Genomic DNA, 17,043 nt, shown 5'->3' with positions numbered 1-17,043 from the left:
GTCAGAGCTGGCGCGGGACGAGGAGGGTGTCGGTGACTCCCCCGGGCACGAACGCCTGGGCGCCGGTGCCGCCGCCCTTCTCCGGGGAGATCATCTGCCGCTCCAGCAGCTTGCGGAACTCCGGGTCGCGGTGCGGCAGGTTGCGCAGTTCCTCCCACGCCTCGTACGAGGCCAGGTGGATCAGCATGTGGAGCCGGTCCATCGCGCCGAAGGTCTCTTCGTACAGGTACGCGGTGACCTTGCCCCGCAGGTGCTCGTTGACGTAGTTCTGCCAGGCGAAGGCGTAGTACCGCGCCTCCTTGCGGGTGGGGTACCGGGCGTAGGCGACGCGGTGCACCATCAGCGGGGCGTTGGCGGAGTTGAGCTGCTCCTCCCGCGGCACGGCGGTCTGCCGCCAGGCCTCCGGCACCCACGCCTCGTGCTCCTCGTCGTGGCTGTAGTCGAGGCCGTGCTGCGGGACCAGGATGTGTTCGGTGATGGAGCCCTGCTCGACGGCGCTGCCCCAGCTGCCGAAGCCGCCGTCGTCGGAGACCACGCCGTCCTCCAGGAGGACCCGGGTGGTCTCGTCGTGGTCGACCATCTCCAGGCTGGCGGCGTAGTCGAGCGGGCTCTTCATGTTGATGAACCAGTGGTGCTTGGCCTGGTCGCCGAAGGCCTTCTGGAAGAAGAAGAACGTCATGCCGTTGAGGTCGGCCTTGTTCATGTGCTTGAGGACTTCGCCGACGAAATTCAGGCCCTCTTGTTCGTGCCCCGGCTTGAAATGGGCATAACGCGAGATGATGAATCCCGCATTACCCGAGTGCAGCAATTGGCTCTCGGGCCTGTCGACCTGGTGGCTCGCCGGCCTCATAATCTCGTTCACCGCGATCTCCGATCCTCTTCGGCTTTTGCTGTGCCGACCATAAGAGGAGCGGGGATCGCGGCGACGCGCACAATTGCGCAGCGGTCACTGCTCTTTTTCGGAAACCGTTTCCGGCTCGGGGGCATTGTCCGCGGGGGCGGGGGCGGCGATCTGGGTCTCCGGCATGAGGAGGCTCAGGACGACCGCCAAGACGGCGAAGGGCACCACGGTCAGGAACACGGTCGCGAGGGCGTCGCCGTACGCCCCGACGACCAGCTCGCGCTGCTGCGGGGCCAGGGTCCGGATGGTGTCGACGCTGCCCGCCGACTTCTCGTTGACGCCGAGCGCGGCGCCGCCCCGTTCGGCGAGCAGCGAGGCGAACCGGCTGTTGAGGATGGCACCGAGGAGCGCCACGCCGACGGCCGAGCCGAGGCGCTGGAAGAAGCTGACGGCCGCGGTGGCCGCGCCGATGTCCTCCTGGGCCACGACGCCCTGGACCGCGGTGATGATGGGCTGGAGCGTGAAGCCCGCGCCCACCCCGAGGACCATGCCCAGCAGGATCATCAGCCAGCTCGGGGTGTCGGCGTCGATGAAGCCCAGCGGGAGCAGTGTCGCCACCAGGAGGACGGCGCCGAGCACCGGGAAGATCCGGAAGCGCCCGGTGGCGCTCATCCGGTTGCCCGCGTAGACGGAGGCGAAGCCGACACCGATCATGGTCGGGACGACGGCGGTACCGGCGACGAAGGGCGACATGCCCTTGACCGCCTGGAAGTACACGGGCAGGAAGACCACGCCGGTGAACAGCGCCAGGCCCGCCACCAGGCTGTAGACGGAGCCGAGGGAGAACAGCCGCAGCCGGAACAGCGTCATCGGCACCACGGGTTCGGCGGCGCGCCGCTCGACGAGGACGAGGGTGACGCCGAGGACGAGGGAGAGGGCGAGCAGGCCCAGCGAGAGCGGGTCGGTCCAGCCGCGGGCGCCACCGGCCCAGCTCAAGTACAGCAACAGCGGGGTGGTGGCGGCGATCACGAGGGTAGCGCCCAGGTAGTCCACCGTGTGCGGGCGGCGTTCCCCGGCCACGCGCAGGGCGGAGACCGTGACGAACAGCGAGAGCAGTCCGAGCGGCACGTTGATCAGGAAGATCCAGCGCCAGCCGATGGCGTCCACCAGACCACCGCCGACGAGCGGCCCGGCCAGGGTGGCGATGCCGAAGACACCGGCCACCATGCCCTGGTAGCGGCCCCGTTCACGGAGCGGGACGACATCGGCGATCACCGACAGCGCGAGGGCGTAGAGCGCGCCCGCGCCGAGGCCCTGCACCGCGCGAGCGGCGATCAGCTGGCCGATCTCCTGGGCGACCCCGCACAGGACGGAGCCGAGGATGAACACGCTGGTCGCCACGATGAAGACGATGCGGCGGCCGAACTGGTCGGAGACCTTGCCCCAGACCGGGGTGCTGGCCATCGAGGTCAGCAGGTAGGCCGTGATCACCCAGGCCAGGTTCTCCAGGCCGCCGACGTCGCTGACGATGCTGGGCAGGGCGGTGCTGACCACCGTCTGGTCCAGCGCGGAAAGTAAGAGGCCGGTCATCACGCCGGCCACGGCGCGATTGATCTGTTTCTTGCTCAGCCCGGTTTCGGCCGAGGCCTGCGCATCCGACGACGTTGCCATGGGCAGTCAGGGTCCGGTCCGCGCGGGGCCGTCCCCCGTCCCCCTTTCCAGTCCGCGCGTGCGGTGTTCCCGCATACGGCATTTCGATGGTCTTCTTGGCCTGGTCTGGTCGCGGGTCCGACCCAACGACCTTTCACCGCAAGCGACTTCAGGACGCCCGCACAGGCGCGGGACAATACCCGGCCAATCGGTCCCCTGTCATGCCTTCGCACACCGGGCGCGTCCGTCGGCCGAGGGATGTCCCAAAACCGCCGTCCGCGGGCGGCGAACCGGTGACGCTCACGTGAAGGCGAGGCGCAGCGGCGAGCGCGGCGCGGCAGCGGGCGGCGTGGCCGCCTCGGCCGCGACCGGAGCCGGCTGCGGCTGCTGCGGCTGCTGCGGTGCGGGCCGCTCCAGCCACAGCCGGCGCCGCTCGAAGGCGATGGGCGGCCGGCTCCTGCGGCGCGGGCCGGCGGCCGCGAGCCGCTCCGCCGGTGCCTGCGCCACCACGACGTGGGCGTTGGTGCCGCCGAAGCCGAACGAGCTGACCCCGGCCACCCGGGGCAGTCCCGGGAGCGGCCACTCCCGTACCTCGGTGGCCAGCGCGAACGGGGAATCCTCCAGCTTCAGCCGGGGGTTGGGCTCTTCGCAGTGCAGCGTCGGCGGCACGATGCCGTGCTGCACCGCCAGCAGCGCCTTGAGCAGACCGACCGCGCCGGCGGCGTGCAGCAGGTGGCCGACGTTGGTCTTGACCGAGCCGAACAGGCACTGCCCGGCCCGGGCGTCGCGGTCCTCGTCGAAGACGGTGCGCAGGGCGCGGAACTCCAGCGGGTCACCGATCGCCGTGCCGGTGCCGTGCGCCTCGATCATGCCGACCTCGGCGGGGGCCCGCCCGGCGGCGTGCAGCGCCCGTCGGACGGCGGCGGCCTGGGCGGCCGGATTCGGTGTGGTCAGGCCCATCGTCCGGCCGTCGTTGGTGACGGCGGAGCCCTCGATGACCCCGTGCACCGGGTCGCCGTCGCGCAGGGCGGCGTACAGCGGCTTCAGCAGCAGGACGACGCTGCCCTCGCCCGGGACGAAGCCGTTGGCGCGCCGGTCGAACGCGGAGCACCGGCCGGTGGGCGACAGGGCTCCCGCGGCCGAGAACTCCAGGTACGGCTCCTCGTCCAGCAGGATGCTGGCGCCCCCGGCGACGGCCGCCTCGATCTCGCCGCTGCGCAGGCTCTGGCAGGCGAGGTGGATCGCCACCAGGGAGGAGGAGCAGGCGCTGTCCACGACCAGGTGGGGGCCGCGCAGATCGAAGTGCTGGCCGACGTGGGAGGCGACGAAGTTGGGGTCGGATTCGGGGACTTCGGCGCGCATCGGGCCGCGCGCGGCGTACCCGGTGCCGCGCGCGCCGGCGAACACGCCGATGTCGCGGCCGGCGAGTTCCGGTCCTTCGAGACCGGCGTCGCGCAGGCAGTCGGCGGTGGTCTCCAGGAACAGCCGGATCGTCGGGTCGAGGTAGCGGGCCTGGGTTTCGGTCAGGCCGAAGTGGCCGTCGTCGAACTCCTCGATCCCCTCGACGAAGCCGCCCCACTTGCCGACGGTGCGGCCGGCGCCCGCGGTGGGCCGGTAGAACCGGGAGGCGTCCCAGCGCTCGGGCGGGACCTCCCCGATGGCCAGGTGCCCGGCGCGCAGGTTGCGCCAGAAGGTCCCGACATCGGGCGCCCCGGGCAACCGGCAGGCCATCCCGATCACCGCGATGGCATCCCGGTCCGGCGTGGACGCGGACGCGACGGGCCCCGTCGCGGCGAACGCGGACGCGGCGGGTGCGGGCTCGCCGGACGCGGGCGGCACGGGCGGCACGGGTGCGGACGGCACGGGTGCGGACGGCGCGAACGCGGGCGGCGCGGGCTCGGACAGCGCGAGCGGGACGGGCGGCGCGGGCTCGGACAGCGCGGGCGGTACGGACGCGGGCGGCGGCAGCGCGGGGCCGCCGGGCGCGGACGCGGGCGGCGCGGCGGGGGCAGCGCCGGTCGGCTCCGGGTCACGGACCTCCTGTGGCGGCCAGGGCCCGTTGGTGTCCGCGGCGGCGGCCGGGGCCGCGGACTCCGGGGCCGGGTCCGGGTCCTCGGGCGGCAGGATCTCCCGCAGCCGGACCGCCAGCGTCCGCAGCGTGCTGTACTCCAGCAGCAGCGCCGGGTCCAGGGCCTGTCCGACCCGCTGCTCGATCGCGTCGAGGAGCTCGCCGAGCATCACCGATTCCACACCCAGTTCGGCGAATTCGGCGAGCGGGTCGAACTCGGCGGCCGGAATCCCGACCACCCCCGCGAAGATGCCGGTCAGCCACGCGGGCACGGTACGGCGCGGAGCGGCCGAAGCAGCCGGCGCCGGCTGTGCGGGCGGAGCGGGCGGTACGGGGGGCCGCGGGACCGCCGGGGCTTCCGCCGGGCCGGCAGGCCAGGCGGAACCGGCAGGCCCGGCCGATCCGGCCGATCCGGCGGACCCGGCAGGCCCGGCAGGCTCGGCGGAGCCGGCAGACCCGGCAGGCCCGGCGGAACCGGCAGACCCCGCGGAACCGGCAGACACGGCCGATCCGGCGGAACCGGCGGGCCCGGCAGACCCGGCGGAACCGGCGGACCCGGCAGGCCCGGCAGGCTCGGCGGACCCGGCAGGCCCGGCGGAACCGGCGGGCGACGGCAGGCGGAGCAGTTCGGTCGGGTCCGTGTCGGGGTGGAGGGGCCGCAGGGCCACCACCGGGCCGCCGGTGCCGGAGGCGATGACCCGGTCGAGGGCGCGCAGCGCCTCCTCGTCCCCGGCGGAGTCCAGCCCGAAGCGGGCTCCCGGGTTCCCGGCCCCCCGCCGCGCCCCGCTGTCGCGCCACATCGGCCAGGCGACCGAGTGCACCCAGGGCGTGACCTGCGCCAGTTGCTCGGTGAAGTCGTCGACGAAGCTGTTGGCCGCCGCGTACTCCAGCACCCCGGCGGCCACCGGCGGTACCACCGCGGCCAGGGAGGAGAAGGCCACCAGGAAGTCGGGGCGGTCGGGCAGGCACAGCTGGTAGAGCACCTCCAGCGCGTCCGCCTTGGGTTCCAGGACCCGCCGGACATCGGCCGTGTCCCGCCCGGCGAACGACCCCACGGCCGGGGTCACCGCCGCGCAGTGCACGGCCCCGCGCACCGGCCCGCTGTCCTCCCGTACGCCCTGGAGGAACTCTTCGAGCCCGGCCCGGTCGAGCAGGGACCCCCGGTGTACGTGGACCCGCGCGCCGGCGCCCTCCAGCGCGCGCACCGATGCCACGGCGGCCCGGGCCTCGGCGCTCAGGTCCGGGGCGTCCCAGCGCTCCGCCGGGGGCAGGGAGCGGGCGCCGAGCAGGGCGAGGTGGCGGGCCCCCCGCTCGACGAGGTGGCGGGCGACGCGGGAGCCGATGCCACGGGTGGCGCCGGTGAGCAGGTACGCCCCGAAGTGGTCCAGCCGGGGGGCCGGGGGCGGCGCGCCGGTGAGCGGGGTCAGGGCCGGCAGGTAGCGCCGCCCGGCGCGGTGCACGGCCTCGCCGTACGCGTTGCCGGGGAGTGCGGAGAGCAGCTCGGCGGCCTCCGTGCGGGGGTCGCCAACCCGGTCGTCGAGGTCGAGGGTGACGCCGGTGAGGTGGCCGGTCTCGGCGCCGAGGAAGCGGACGAACCCCGCCATCCGCGCGCCCGCGTCGTGGCCGGGCGCGCCCTGGACGGCGCGCCGGCCGCGGGTGGCGTGCAGGACGTGCAGTGGGGCCCGGCCGCCCGCCCGGCGGGCGGCGCCGGTCGCGGTGAGCCGCTGGAGCAGCGCGAGCCGCACCGTCCAGGGTCCGGCGGTGCCGGGGGCCCGGCCGAGGTCGGTGAGGTCGACGACGCCCGCCAGATCGGGGTGGGCGGCGAGGGCCCGGTCGGCGAGTTCCGCGCCGGAGCCGCCGGTGAGGACCCCGTGGGCCTCGCCGTCGCCGGAGTCCTCCCGTATCAGGTGGACGCGGTCGGCGCCGAGTTCGGCGACGAGGGCGCGGGCCAGGTCCCGGCCGGCGGCCCCGTACAGGCAGAGCAGGCTGCCGGCGGGCCGGCCCGGGGCGGCGGTCACGGGGCCGGCCTCGTGCCAGGTCTTGCGGTACAGCGGCAGCTCGCCGGGGGTCCCCGAGGGCGGCGCGGGCAGCGGCGCGGCCGGGCCGGGGGCGGCCGCCGGCTCGGGCAGCCAGCAGCGCGTACGGGCGAACGGGTAGGCGGGCAGCGGCAGGACCCGCGGCGGGCGTCCGGCGGACGGCGCGGTCGCGACCGGCCGGCCGGTGACCCACTGGCGGGCGAGCTCGGCCGGGTCCCCGGTGAGCGGGGGCGCGTCCGGCTCCCGGCCGGAGGGCGCGCGGCCGTGGAGCAGGGCCGTCGGGTCGCCGTCCAGGTGACGGCTCAGCAGGCCGGCCAGCTCATCGGTGCCGGAGACCACCGCCGCCGCGCGTTCGCGCAGGTGGTGGCGGCCCTCGGCGAGGGTGAAGGCGAGGTCGGCGAGGTCGGTGTGCGGGTGCTCGCTCAGGTGGTCGAGCAGGCGGCTGACGACCTCGCGCAGCCGGTCCTTGTCGTACGCCGACAGCAGGACGGGCACGGGCGCGGGCGCCGCCGGGGTGGCGGGCCGCGGGGCGTCCGGGGCCAGGTGGGCGGGCGGCTCTTCGAGGACGACGTGGGCCAGTGTGCCGCCGGCGCCGAAGGAGCTGACGCCGGCCCGGCGCGGCGCCCCGTCGGGCGGTGTCCACGGCTGCGCCGACCGCTGGACCCGCAGGGGCGAGTTGGCCCAGTCGATGTCCGGGTTGAGTTCGTCGGCGTGCAGGGAGGGCACGAGGGTGCGGTGCGCGAACTGGAGCACCACCTTGGCGATCCCGGCGAGGCCCGCGGAGGCCTCGGCGTGGCCGATGTTGGACTTGACCGAGCCGATCGGCAGGGTGGCGCTGCCGGTCCGGTCCGGGCCGAAGATCCGGTGCAGGCCGTCGGCCTCGATGGGGTCGCCGAGCGCGGTGCCCGCGCCGTGCGCCTCCAGGTAGCCGATGTCGCCCGGGGCGAGGCCGGCGTCGGCCAGGGCCTGGCCGACCACCTCCGCCTGTGCGGTGGGGCTCGGTACGATCCAGCCGTTCGTCCGCCCGGCGTTGAGCACGGCGGTGCCGGACACCACGGCGTGCACCCGGTCCCCGGCGGCCTCGGCGGCGGACAGCGGTTTGAGGATCAGGGCGCACACCGCCTCGGCGGGCACCATGCCGTCCCCGCCCTTACCGAAGCTGCGGCAGAGGTGGTCGCTGGACGCGCCGCCGAGCCGCTCGATCTGGCGGAACTTGTTCGGGTGGAGCGAGAGGTTGGTCGCGGCGACGACCGCGGCCTCGCACTCGCCGGCGCGCAGGGCGCGGGCGGCCAGGTGCAGCGCCACCAGGGACGCGGAGCACATGGTGTCCACGGTCATGCTGGGGCCGCGCAGGTCGAAGGCGTACGAGACCCGGTTGGCGATGCCGGCCACGGTGGAGCCGCTGTCGGCGGGCGCGCCGAGGCGGCTCTGCTCGACCCCGAAGTACGGGTACTCGTTGTACATCGAGCCGACGTAGACGCCGACGCGCGAGGCGTGGGCCGCGCGCAGCCGGCGGGCCGGGTAGCCCGCGTCGTCCAGGGCCTCCCAGACGGTCTCCAGGCAGAGGCGCTCCTGCGGGTCCATCAGCTCGGCGTGCCGGGGGCTGATCCCGAACAGGAGGGGGTCGAAGCGGTCGACGTCGGCGAGGTAGCCGCCGTGCATCAGGGAGGCGGGCCAGCCGGGCCGCAGCCGGTCGGCGGGCACCGGTCCGACGGTGGTCGCGCCGGTGCGCAGCACCTCCCAGAACTCCGCCAGCGAGGCCGCACCGGGAAAGCGCCCGGCGATCCCGACGACGGCCAGCGGCTCCCCGCCGCCACGGCGCGGCCGTACGGAACGGGACCCGGCGGAACCGGCGCGGGAAGCCGGGACGGCGGCGGCCTCGGCCGGTGCCGTGGCCGGTCCCCTCGCCATGGCCGCCTCGGCCGCCGCCTCCGACACCGCCGGTTCGGGCGCGGTGTGGCGGGTGGCCAGTACCGCGGCGACGGCGGCGAGGGTGCCGTGCCGGAAGAACAGGGTCCGGTCGCGTTCGCCCAGGTCCCGCTCCAGGCGCGTGTTCAGCCGGGTGATCAGGAAGGAGCTGAGCCCGAGTTCCTCCAGCGCGGCGTGCGGCAGTACCTCCGCGAGCTCCAGCCCCGCCGTCTCGGCGAAGACCCGGCACAGGTAGTCCACCGCCCAGCCGTCCGGGGCGGCGGCCGGATCCGGAGCCGGAGCGGCCGGGGGCGGGGGCGGGGTGTCTTCGAAGGGGTACGACGGCAGCGCGACGCGGCGCGCCGGTGTCGGCCACAGCCGGCGCCAGGCGACGTCCTGGCCCGCCAGCCACGCCGCCAGCGCCTCCTGGGGGTCACCCGGAACCGTCGGGGCGCCGCCCTGCGCGGCGGGGACGTGCACCACCGAGGTCCGGACCGCCGCCGACGGCCGTGCGTGCGCCACGTCGTCGAGCGCGGCGCGCAACTCCGCCGAGGTGCGGCACAGTACGGCGAGGCGGTGGCCAAGCGGCACCCGTCCCGTCTGGCTGGTGAAGGCGATGTCGGCGAGCCCGGGGGCCTGCGGGCCGTCCCCCGCGTCGACGAGGAAGTCGTGGTACAGGCGGGCGAGGCGTACCAGCCTCTCGTCGTCGGCTGCCGAGAGGAGGACCATCTGTACCTGCTCGCTGTGCACCACGCTCACCCCTGTCGTCCGGCGTCGTTGTTACGGGACGGACGCTAGCGGCGCACCGGCGTACGGCCCGCTCACTCCTGAGCGTCGCGGCGGGCCCGCCCGGGGCCGTCCTCGGCGGCGCAGGCGTCCCACAGCCGGGGCAGCAGGCTGCCGGGGCCCGCCTGGTGGAGGGTGGTGACCCCGGCCGTCCTCAGGTAGCGCATGCTGGCGGACCAGTGGACCGGCCGGTAGAGGTGCTGGGCCAGCAGCTCGGCCATCCGTTCGGGGACGTGCGGCCGGGCGGTCACGTTGGAGATCACCGGGATGCGGGGGGCCGCGAAGGAGACGCCGGCGAGCACCTCTGCGAAGCCTGCGGCCGCCTCGGCCATGTAGCGGGAGTGGCCGGGGTTGGGGGCGTCGATCAGGGTCGCCTTGGCGGCGCCGCCGGCGCGGATGACCGCGGCGAGCGCGCGCAGTGATCCGGTCGGCCCGGCCAGCACCGTCTGGTCGGGGGCGTTGAGGTTGGCGAGGTCGAGGTCGGCGAACCCCTCGGTGGCCATCACCGCGGTCAGTTCGGCGGCTCCGATGCCGGTGACGGCCAGCATGCCGCCGGGCACCGGGCACCGGGAGATCAGCCGGGCCCGGGTGAGCGCCAGCCGCAGTCCGGTGGCGAAGTCGACGCACCCGGCGTGGCACAGCGCGGTCAGTTCGCCCATGCTGTGGCCGACGAGGTAGTCGGGGTCCGGCCGGTCGAGCGCGGCGAGCCGGGTGAGGACGAAGAGGGTCGGCTGGACCCGGGTCAAGTGCCGCTCGGGGCTGCCGGGTTCGGCGGTGAGTACGGGGCGCAGCGGGTGGCCGAGTATCTCCTCGGCCTGCGCGGCGGGTCCGGGGTGGCGGTCGAGCAGGTCGGCGCCGCTGTGACCGCGCAGCGCCCCCTGCCCGGGGAAGGCGAGCGCGGTCAGCACGGGTCTATCCCTCCCACGGCATGCGCTGGTGGTGGACGAAGTTGTCGATCCGGGTGCGGACGACCGGTGAGGCGAGCAGCCGGGCGAAGACCTCGCCGGCGTGGGCGCGCGCGGTGTCGGGGATCGGCGCCAGGCCGGCGCAGTACGCCTTCGCCTCGGCGACGGTGGGCCGGTCGAGTTTGGTGACGCGGCCCAGGAGGCGGCGCAGCTGCTGCCCGTGCGGGCCCTCCACCTCGTCCACCAGCCCGGACAGGCGTGCGTCGGCGGCGGAGACGGATGCGGTGGACAGGGTCATCGCGTAGGCCCGCTGGAAGCCGATCCGGCGTACCAGGAACGGCAGGATGTTGCAGGGCAGCAGTCCCCACAGGGCCTCGGGGAGGCTGAAGCTGCTGCGCTCGGTGGCGATGACGAGGTCGCAGGCGGCGGCCAGGCCGACGCCGCCGCCGACGGCCCGGCCGTCGACGGCCGCCACCACGGTCACGGGGATCTCGGTGAGCCGGCGCAGGAGGTCGAAGAACTCGCCCCCGGCGTCGGCGTCGTCGTCGGCCGAGAGCTCGGCGAGGTCCATGCCGGTGCACAGGCTGCCGCCGCTGCCTTCGAGGACCACGGCCCGGGTCCGCGGGTCGGCGGCGGCGCGTTCCAGGGCGTCGCGCAGCAGTGCCACGTCCTCGGCGGTGAGGCTGTTCTGGCGGTGCGGCCGGTTGATCACGAGGCGGGTGACCGGGCCGTCCTGGTCGGTGAGGACGGCGGGGCCGGCGGCGCCCGCGGGGCCCGTGTCGGGGCCGATGGTGGGGGCGCTCATCAGCTCCACCTGTACGTGCGGTGGTAGCCCTCGATGCGGTCGAGCACCAGCAGCCCTCGGCCGGTGAACTCCTTGCCGAGGTCGCCGTACTCGTCGAGGTCGAAGACGGCCTCGCGGACGCCGAACTGGGCGCGGTCGCCGTCCTTGGCGACGCTGTCGTACTCGGCGACGGTGAGGGGTCTGCGGGCGGCGAGGGCTTCCTCGACGCCGAGGGCGGCGAGGTCTTCGACGGCCTGCGGGTGGATGACGCCGCTGAAGAACTCGGAGGCGCAGCCGGATCCGTAGGAGAAGAGGCCGACGCGCCGGGGCTCGGTGAAGCTGCCGTGGCGGATCAGCGAGCAGAGCGCCAGGTAGAGCGAGGCGGAGAAGATGTTGCCGACTTCCGCGCCGTACTCCTGGGAGGGGCGCACCCGTTGTTCGTAGTCGGAGTCCACCTCGTGCTGGCCGGCTTGCCGTTGCTGGCGCAGCAGCCGCCGGTGGGCTCCGCGCACCATGCCCACGAACGGGGTGTGGAAGGCCAGGTAGGCGAAGCTGTCGACGATGTCGGCGCCGTCGACCCGGTCCCGGTAGGCCGTGAAGGCCCGTTGCAGGCATTCGAGGTAGGCCAGCATGGACACGTCCTGGTTGACGACGTCGATGCCGGGGCCGGGGCGGAAGGTGTCCATCACCTCGAAGGTGTGGAAGCCGTGGGCGCCGAGGTCGATCTCCAGCGTGGTGGCCCCGCGGCCGACGAGCATGGCGACGGCGCCGGCTCCCTCGGCGCCCTCCCACTGCTCGCCGAGCGCCGGGACTCCGGCGGAGTCGGCGGCGATCACCAGGGCGAGGGCGTCGTCGTAGGGGCTGGCGTGCACCATGCCAACCGCGGTGTGCAGTGCGGCGGTGCCGCCGTAGCAGGCCTGTTTGACCTCGAAGGAGCGGCAGCGCGGGCTGAGTTCGAGGTAGTGGTGGACGTACGTGCTGAGGGACTTGCCGAGGTCGACGCCCGACTCGGTGGCGACCACGACCGCCTCGATGCGGTCCCGTTCGGCCGGGCTGAGCCGACGGACCAGCGGCAGGGCGGCGTTCACCGCGTTGGTCACCGCGTCCTCGAACGGCATGTTGACCGATTTTCGGCTCATCATGAGGTTGCCGAAGCGGCTCATGTCGTGACCCCGTGTCTCGTACAGGGTCCTGATGTCGACGCAGATCCGTCCCACGTAGGGATGGAGGGCTCTGATTCCGACGCCCATGCGGCTCTCCCGTCTGCCGGAATGCCCCGGCGTCCGTCCGGACGGCGCCGAGCATGCCCCGGATCGCCGCATGGTGACTGCGCACAATTGCGCAGTCCCGATTCGCCGCTGAGATCACACTTAAGAGTGAACGGATGTCTGGAAGAGATCCCTTGGTTCCGGCGCGTCCGCTAGGAGGTTCAGACGCGATGCCAGGTCCCTCGACGGTGGCGCACGTGTGGTGCCGGGCGCTCGCCGACGGCGCGGCCGCTCCCGGCTCCGTGCCGGCGGCCGATGACGTCGAGTGGGCGCTGTCGCATGCCGAGCGGGTGCGGCGCGAGCGGCTGCGGCGGGCGCAGGACCGCGTCCTGTTCACGGCCGCCTGGGGTCTGGTGCGGCACGCCCTCAGCGAGGTCGAGCCCCGGGTGGCGCCGGACGAGTGGCACTTCCTGCGGGCCGGGCTCGGCCGTCCGGAGGTGCAGCACCCTTCCTGGGCGCGCTCGTTGCGGTTCAACCTCTCGCACACGGAAGGGGTGGTGGCGTGCGTGGTGACCCGCGACGCGCGGTGCGGTGTCGACGTGGAGCGCATGGGCCGGCCGCTGGCCCTGCACCGGCTCACCCGGTCCGTGCTGTCGGAGGGGGAACAGCGCGAGTTCGACCTCGCTCCTCCGGGCCGGCGGCAGGAACTGTTCTACCGGTACTGGACGTTGAAGGAGGCGTACCTCAAGGCGATCGGTACGGGTATGCGCTTCCCCATGACCGCCTGCGAGTTCGAGGTCGGAACGCGGAGTCCGTCCCTGCGCTCGCTCGCCGCGGGCCCAGGGCACCTCCAGTACGCCTTCCGCCAGTGGCCGGTGCGCGGCAGCGGGTTCCTGGCCCTCGCGGTACAGGCCGGCGGGGTGCATGCTCGGGCTCCGGACGTGACCGTCCGCGTGCACGCGACGGGAATCGGCGATGACCGTTCTTGCCCCGCCTTGTTCTGATTGGATCCGACCCATGAGCGAACCGAGCATCTTTTTCGAGAGCCCGTCACAGTGGGAAGAGTGGCTGGATGAGCACCACGAGACCGAGCCCGGCATGTGGGTCAGGATCGCCAAGAAGGCCAGTGGCCTGCGGAGCATCACGTACGCGGAGGCGCTCGACGTCGCGATCTGCTTCGGCTGGATCGACAGTCAGCGCGACAAGGTCGACGACCTCTACTGGCAGCAGCGGTTCACCCCGCGCACCAAGAAGAGTCCGTGGTCCCAGGTGAACCGGGAGCGGGTGGAGCGACTGGAGGCGGAGGGGGCGATCCGGCCCGCGGGCCGGCGGGAGATCGAGGCGGCCAAGGCCGACGGGCGCTGGGACGCGGCGTACGCCTCGCAGAGCAAGATGACCGTGCCGGACGACCTGGAGACGGCGCTGCGGGAGAATGACGCCGCAGCGGACTTCTTCGCAACCCTGGACAGCAAGAACCGGTATGCGATTCTATATCGCATCCAGAGCGCGAAAAAGGCCGAGACACGGGCCCAGCGCATCGAGAAATTCGTCACGATGCTGGCGAACAACGAGAAGATTTATCCGCGATGACACATGTGGCCGAGGTCCGGTCCGGCACCATCCAGAGCGACCGGACCCCGGCCACCATCGTGCGGTGCAGCACCTAAACAACGAGGCGGGGGTTTTCCGGGTGCATCAGGTAAAGCACGGTAATTCTGCTCTCTATCTTCGCATGCTGCAAAACATGGACAACAACAAAATCTCGTTGACACCCATCAATCTGGGGCGGGGCTACAACCTCTACACCTGCGGGGAGAGCATCGACGACCTGTACCTGATCGTCCAAGGCGGCATCAAACTGACCACCAGTGCGCACAGCGGGAAGGAGTGCATCCTGGACATCTGTCGACGCGGCGACGTGCTGGGCGCACTCTCGCTCATCCCCTCCGTGCACGAGGAGTCCGCGACCGCCATGCTGGACAGCCACGTGCTCCGCTTCAACCGCCGCGAGTTCGTCCGCATCCTGCGCAACGACCCCGACCTGTTCGAGATCTGGAGCCAGCACCTGGCCCAGCGGATCCGCGAACGGGAAAGCACCATAAAGCACCTGGTCACCATGAAGTGCGAATACCGGCTCGCCGCGATCCTGCTCGACCTGTCGCAGCGGTTCGCCGGCCACGGGCCGCAGTGGCAGCACATCGACGCCAGGATCACCCACGACGAATTCGCCGCCATGGTGGGAACCACCCGGTCGCGGATAGGGTTCTTCCTGAAGAATTTCAGCTGCCGCGGACTGGTCAAGAGGTTACCTGACGGCACGCTGCTCATTAATTCCGTCACCACGTCGGAATTCCTCGCCACGGACCCGAACGAGGAAGAGGCCGTCCTCCAGCCCATGGCGTGACGCGAAAGGCAGCAAAGGCGGTACCGGGTGACTCCGTTACCGCCTGACCCACACAACCCGGCGGGCAGCCCCGGACGATGACGCACCTCGTCCTCGGCGGCGCCCGGCGTCCGGCGCACCGCGCCGGAACGCGAGGGCCGGGCCCGTGGGGTACGGGCCCGGCGTCGACGGTCGGGGTTCCGGGGATCCGGGGGATCCGGTGGGTCAGACCCGGTCGGCCGCGATCAGGACGTACTGGAACGAGCCGTCCTTGTACGAGTTGATGAACGCCTCTTCGATGCCGGTGACCAGGGAGGACGTGGCCCGCAGTTCCCAGTAGGGCAGGGTCGCGGGGGTCAGGTCGATGACGGCCTGCGGAACGAGGCGGTTGTCGGCCATGGCCCGCATGTACTCCCGGCGGGAGTGGATGTTGCATTCGAAGTGCGCGTTGATCTGCGAGACCCACTTCGAGGGCTGGCCGTAGCGGGGGTTCCAGCAGCCGGTGATGGTCACGTAGCGGCCGCCGACCGCCAGGACGCGGGAGTGTTCGGCGAACAGGTCGTGCAGGTCGACGTACATGCTCGACTCGTTGTTCCACGAGGCCGCGGCCCCGCCGGTCTCGAACGGCGTGCCCAGCATGTTGCAGACGCGGGCCCGGACGGAGTCCTCGATGCCGAGTTCACGGGCGCGGCCGTTGGCGAACTCGGCCTGCTTGGCCGACAGGGTGACGCCCTCGACCTTGCACCCGAAGCGCTGGTGGGCCATCACCATCGAGCCGCCGCGGCCGCAGCCGGCGTCCACGAGGGTGTCGCCCCGGCCGATCTCGCCGAGGTGGTCCAGCAGGATGTCGGTCTGTGCGGACTCCAGACGGTGCAGCTCGGCGATCAGCTTCTTCTCGTATCCGCTGTCCGCGGGGTCCCCGAGCGAGGCGTGGTCGACGTCACCGATGCCGTAGTGGTGGTGGTAGAGGCCGTCGACATCGCCGAGGCGCAGGTTCACCGGCCGGGCCTCGTGGTCCCAGTAGCGGGCGATGTCGCCCTGGTAGGGCGTCGCCGGGGAGGGGATGAACGCGGTGGTGGCGGGGGCGATGGTGAGCTCGGTGTTGGTCACGGATAAGTCCGTCCTTACCAGAAGTCGGGCAGGCTGTAGCGGTAGGTATTGGTCTGGTGCCAGTAGTGGTTGCCGTCGACCCAGGCGGCCACGCCCCGCAGGAAGCGCAGCACGCTCGGCACGGGGCAGGCCGCGGCCAGCTCGGCGGCCTCGGCCTCGAAGGCGTGCATCAGGTCGTTGTGGACCTCGACCGCCTTCAGGTACGCGTCGCGGACGTCGCACCCCTCGTGTTCGGCCACCACGACGGGCAGGTTCAAGTGCCGGCCGGGGCTGGCCAGTTCCTTGGTGTAGGAGTAGAGGTCGTTGACGATGGTGGTCGCGTTCCCGGCGAGCGCGATGACCCGTTGCACGGCGGGTTGGGCGTGCAGGTCCGCCGGCAGTTCGTAGCCGCCGACGGTGTCGGTGATGGTGGGGCAGGGGCGGAAGTTGTTGAACTGGCGCATCGCCAGGTACTCCCACACCTGCGGGACGTAGTCCGTCTGGGCCCAGGCGGCCTCGGCGAGGTAGCCGAGGTGCAGCCGGGCCATGTCGTGCCGGTACCGGTCGGCCTGGGAGGCGGTGGCCTCCCGGGTGAAGTACTCCATGGCCGACCGGTAGGCGCGCCGCGGGGCGTCCGAGTGGAGCGACTCCTCCCAGTCCGGCGCGTACTCCTTCGTCGTGTGGAGGGCGTCGAGCGCGGTGTGCGCCAGCAGGAGGCGCCCGCCGAGGCCGACGGGCGAGCCTCCGTGGTCCTCGCAGTAGCAGTCGTCGACCACGTTCTCGGCGACCATCAGCCGCGTGGCGATCATCAGGTGGTCGACGGTGGGGGCGTCCGGATGGCAGGCGACCATGTAGCGGCCCACGGAGAACCCGTCGAACTGGTCCTCCCACTCCGGGGGGTACAGCTCGACCTCGTCGACCGCCCATTCCTTGATCCGGCGGCTGACCTCCTCGACGCGTACGGGGTCGGGCTCGGGCACCGGGTGGTGGTAGAGGCCCGGGACCGGACGGCCCGCCGCCGGCCCGGCCTGCTCGGCCGGCTCCGCCGCGGGGGCGGGCGGCTCCTCGCACCGGGACAGGAACAGCCCCGCCGTGCCCAGCCCGCTGGGGCCGCGCAGGATCCGCTCCATGGCGGGGTTCGGGGTCCTGGCGGGCGCGGGGGGCCCGGCGGGGGCCGGGGGCGCGGCGGGCAGGACGGGCGGGGCGGGGGGACCGCCGCCGAAGGCCTCGATCCCGCGGCCGTGGCCGTGGGTCCCGAAGCGGGCCGCGGCGGCGGGGAGGCTCGACTGCAGGGGTGAAGACCCGGGATCGGGCATCCGTGGCTCCTTGGTGGGTGGTGGGGCCGTCCCGGATCCCTGATCCCGGGCAGGACGGTCCGGGCCGGG

General features: G+C 73.2%; 11 protein-coding genes. 3 read left to right on the top strand and 8 right to left on the bottom strand.

Features of this window, described 5'->3' with window-relative positions:
- Nucleotide 1: 1 nt before the first annotated feature.
- The 6 genes from IE248_RS25685 to IE248_RS25660 all read right to left on the bottom strand — a co-directional run bounded on the left by IE248_RS25685 (nt 2) and on the right by IE248_RS25660 (nt 12,228).
- The gene (locus IE248_RS25685; RefSeq protein WP_158074264.1) at nt 2-862 is read right to left on the bottom strand and encodes a DUF6039 family protein; all 861 of its coding nucleotides are present in this window, start codon (nt 860-862) and stop codon (nt 2-4) included.
- An 84-nt stretch (nt 863-946) separates the two neighbouring features.
- Nucleotides 947-2,512 (bottom strand): MDR family MFS transporter, encoded by a 1,566-nt coding sequence (locus IE248_RS25680; RefSeq protein ID WP_037795575.1) that lies wholly within the window; start codon nt 2,510-2,512, stop codon nt 947-949.
- Between the two features lie 279 nt (nt 2,513-2,791).
- Nucleotides 2,792-9,253 carry an SDR family NAD(P)-dependent oxidoreductase gene (locus tag IE248_RS25675; protein WP_190031841.1) on the bottom strand — a complete coding sequence of 2,154 codons (6,462 nt, stop codon included), beginning with the start codon at nt 9,251-9,253 and terminating at the stop codon, nt 2,792-2,794.
- Nucleotides 9,254-9,324: 71 nt separating this feature from the next.
- Nucleotides 9,325-10,197 (bottom strand): ACP S-malonyltransferase, encoded by an 873-nt coding sequence (locus tag IE248_RS25670; protein WP_100583834.1) that lies wholly within the window; start codon nt 10,195-10,197, stop codon nt 9,325-9,327.
- A 4-nt stretch (nt 10,198-10,201) separates the two neighbouring features.
- A complete protein-coding gene (locus tag IE248_RS25665; RefSeq protein WP_008743703.1) occupies nt 10,202-10,999 on the bottom strand; it encodes an enoyl-CoA hydratase-related protein in 798 nt (265 codons plus the stop codon).
- Nucleotides 10,999-12,228, bottom strand: coding sequence for a hydroxymethylglutaryl-CoA synthase family protein (locus tag IE248_RS25660; RefSeq protein ID WP_190031840.1), 1,230 nt, complete (start codon nt 12,226-12,228; stop codon nt 10,999-11,001). The genes IE248_RS25665 and IE248_RS25660 overlap by 1 nt, the downstream gene beginning before the upstream one ends.
- A gap of 188 nt (nt 12,229-12,416) precedes the next feature.
- On the opposite strand from IE248_RS25660, the gene IE248_RS25655 reads away from it, so the two are divergent.
- From IE248_RS25655 to IE248_RS25645, 3 genes are all read left to right on the top strand, one after another.
- Nucleotides 12,417-13,190: a 4'-phosphopantetheinyl transferase family protein gene (locus tag IE248_RS25655; RefSeq protein WP_159032153.1), complete on the top strand. Its 774-nt coding sequence runs from the start codon at nt 12,417-12,419 to the stop codon at nt 13,188-13,190.
- 13 nt (nt 13,191-13,203) lie between these two features.
- Nucleotides 13,204-13,776, top strand: a complete 573-nt coding sequence (locus IE248_RS25650; protein WP_037795280.1) for a YdeI/OmpD-associated family protein — start codon at nt 13,204-13,206, stop codon at nt 13,774-13,776.
- 154 nt (nt 13,777-13,930) lie between these two features.
- Nucleotides 13,931-14,590: a Crp/Fnr family transcriptional regulator gene (locus IE248_RS25645; RefSeq protein ID WP_158074262.1), complete on the top strand. Its 660-nt coding sequence runs from the start codon at nt 13,931-13,933 to the stop codon at nt 14,588-14,590.
- 204 nt (nt 14,591-14,794) lie between these two features.
- Here IE248_RS25645 and IE248_RS25640 read toward each other — a convergent pair whose 3' ends face one another.
- Together IE248_RS25640 and IE248_RS25635 are read right to left on the bottom strand one after the other, a co-directional pair.
- Entirely contained in the window at nt 14,795-15,679 is an 885-nt protein-coding gene (locus tag IE248_RS25640; RefSeq protein ID WP_073779593.1) for a geranyl diphosphate 2-C-methyltransferase, read from the bottom strand.
- A gap of 14 nt (nt 15,680-15,693) precedes the next feature.
- Nucleotides 15,694-16,974, bottom strand: coding sequence for a family 2 encapsulin nanocompartment cargo protein terpene cyclase (locus IE248_RS25635; protein WP_190031839.1), 1,281 nt, complete (start codon nt 16,972-16,974; stop codon nt 15,694-15,696).
- Between the last annotated feature and the right edge of the window lie 69 nt (nt 16,975-17,043).

It is taken from the genome of Streptomyces goshikiensis (assembly GCF_014650555.1).
In the GTDB taxonomy this organism is placed as follows: domain Bacteria; phylum Actinomycetota; class Actinomycetes; order Streptomycetales; family Streptomycetaceae; genus Streptomyces; species Streptomyces goshikiensis.
The sequence above is the reverse complement of the archived record's forward strand: the minus strand, read 5'-3'. Positions and strand labels throughout refer to the sequence as shown.

Coding starts and splice junctions, on each gene's coding strand:
- IE248_RS25680 (WP_037795575.1), bottom strand. CDS start 2,512: ATGGCAACGTCGTCGGATGCGCAGGCCTCGGCCGAAACCGGGCTGAGC.
- IE248_RS25665 (WP_008743703.1), bottom strand. CDS start 10,999: ATGAGCGCCCCCACCATCGGCCCCGACACGGGCCCCGCGGGCGCCGCC.
- IE248_RS25660 (WP_190031840.1), bottom strand. CDS start 12,228: ATGGGCGTCGGAATCAGAGCCCTCCATCCCTACGTGGGACGGATCTGC.
- IE248_RS25655 (WP_159032153.1), top strand. CDS start 12,417: ATGCCAGGTCCCTCGACGGTGGCGCACGTGTGGTGCCGGGCGCTCGCC.
- IE248_RS25650 (WP_037795280.1), top strand. CDS start 13,204: ATGAGCGAACCGAGCATCTTTTTCGAGAGCCCGTCACAGTGGGAAGAG.
- IE248_RS25645 (WP_158074262.1), top strand. CDS start 13,931: ATGGACAACAACAAAATCTCGTTGACACCCATCAATCTGGGGCGGGGC.
- IE248_RS25635 (WP_190031839.1), bottom strand. CDS start 16,974: ATGCCCGATCCCGGGTCTTCACCCCTGCAGTCGAGCCTCCCCGCCGCC.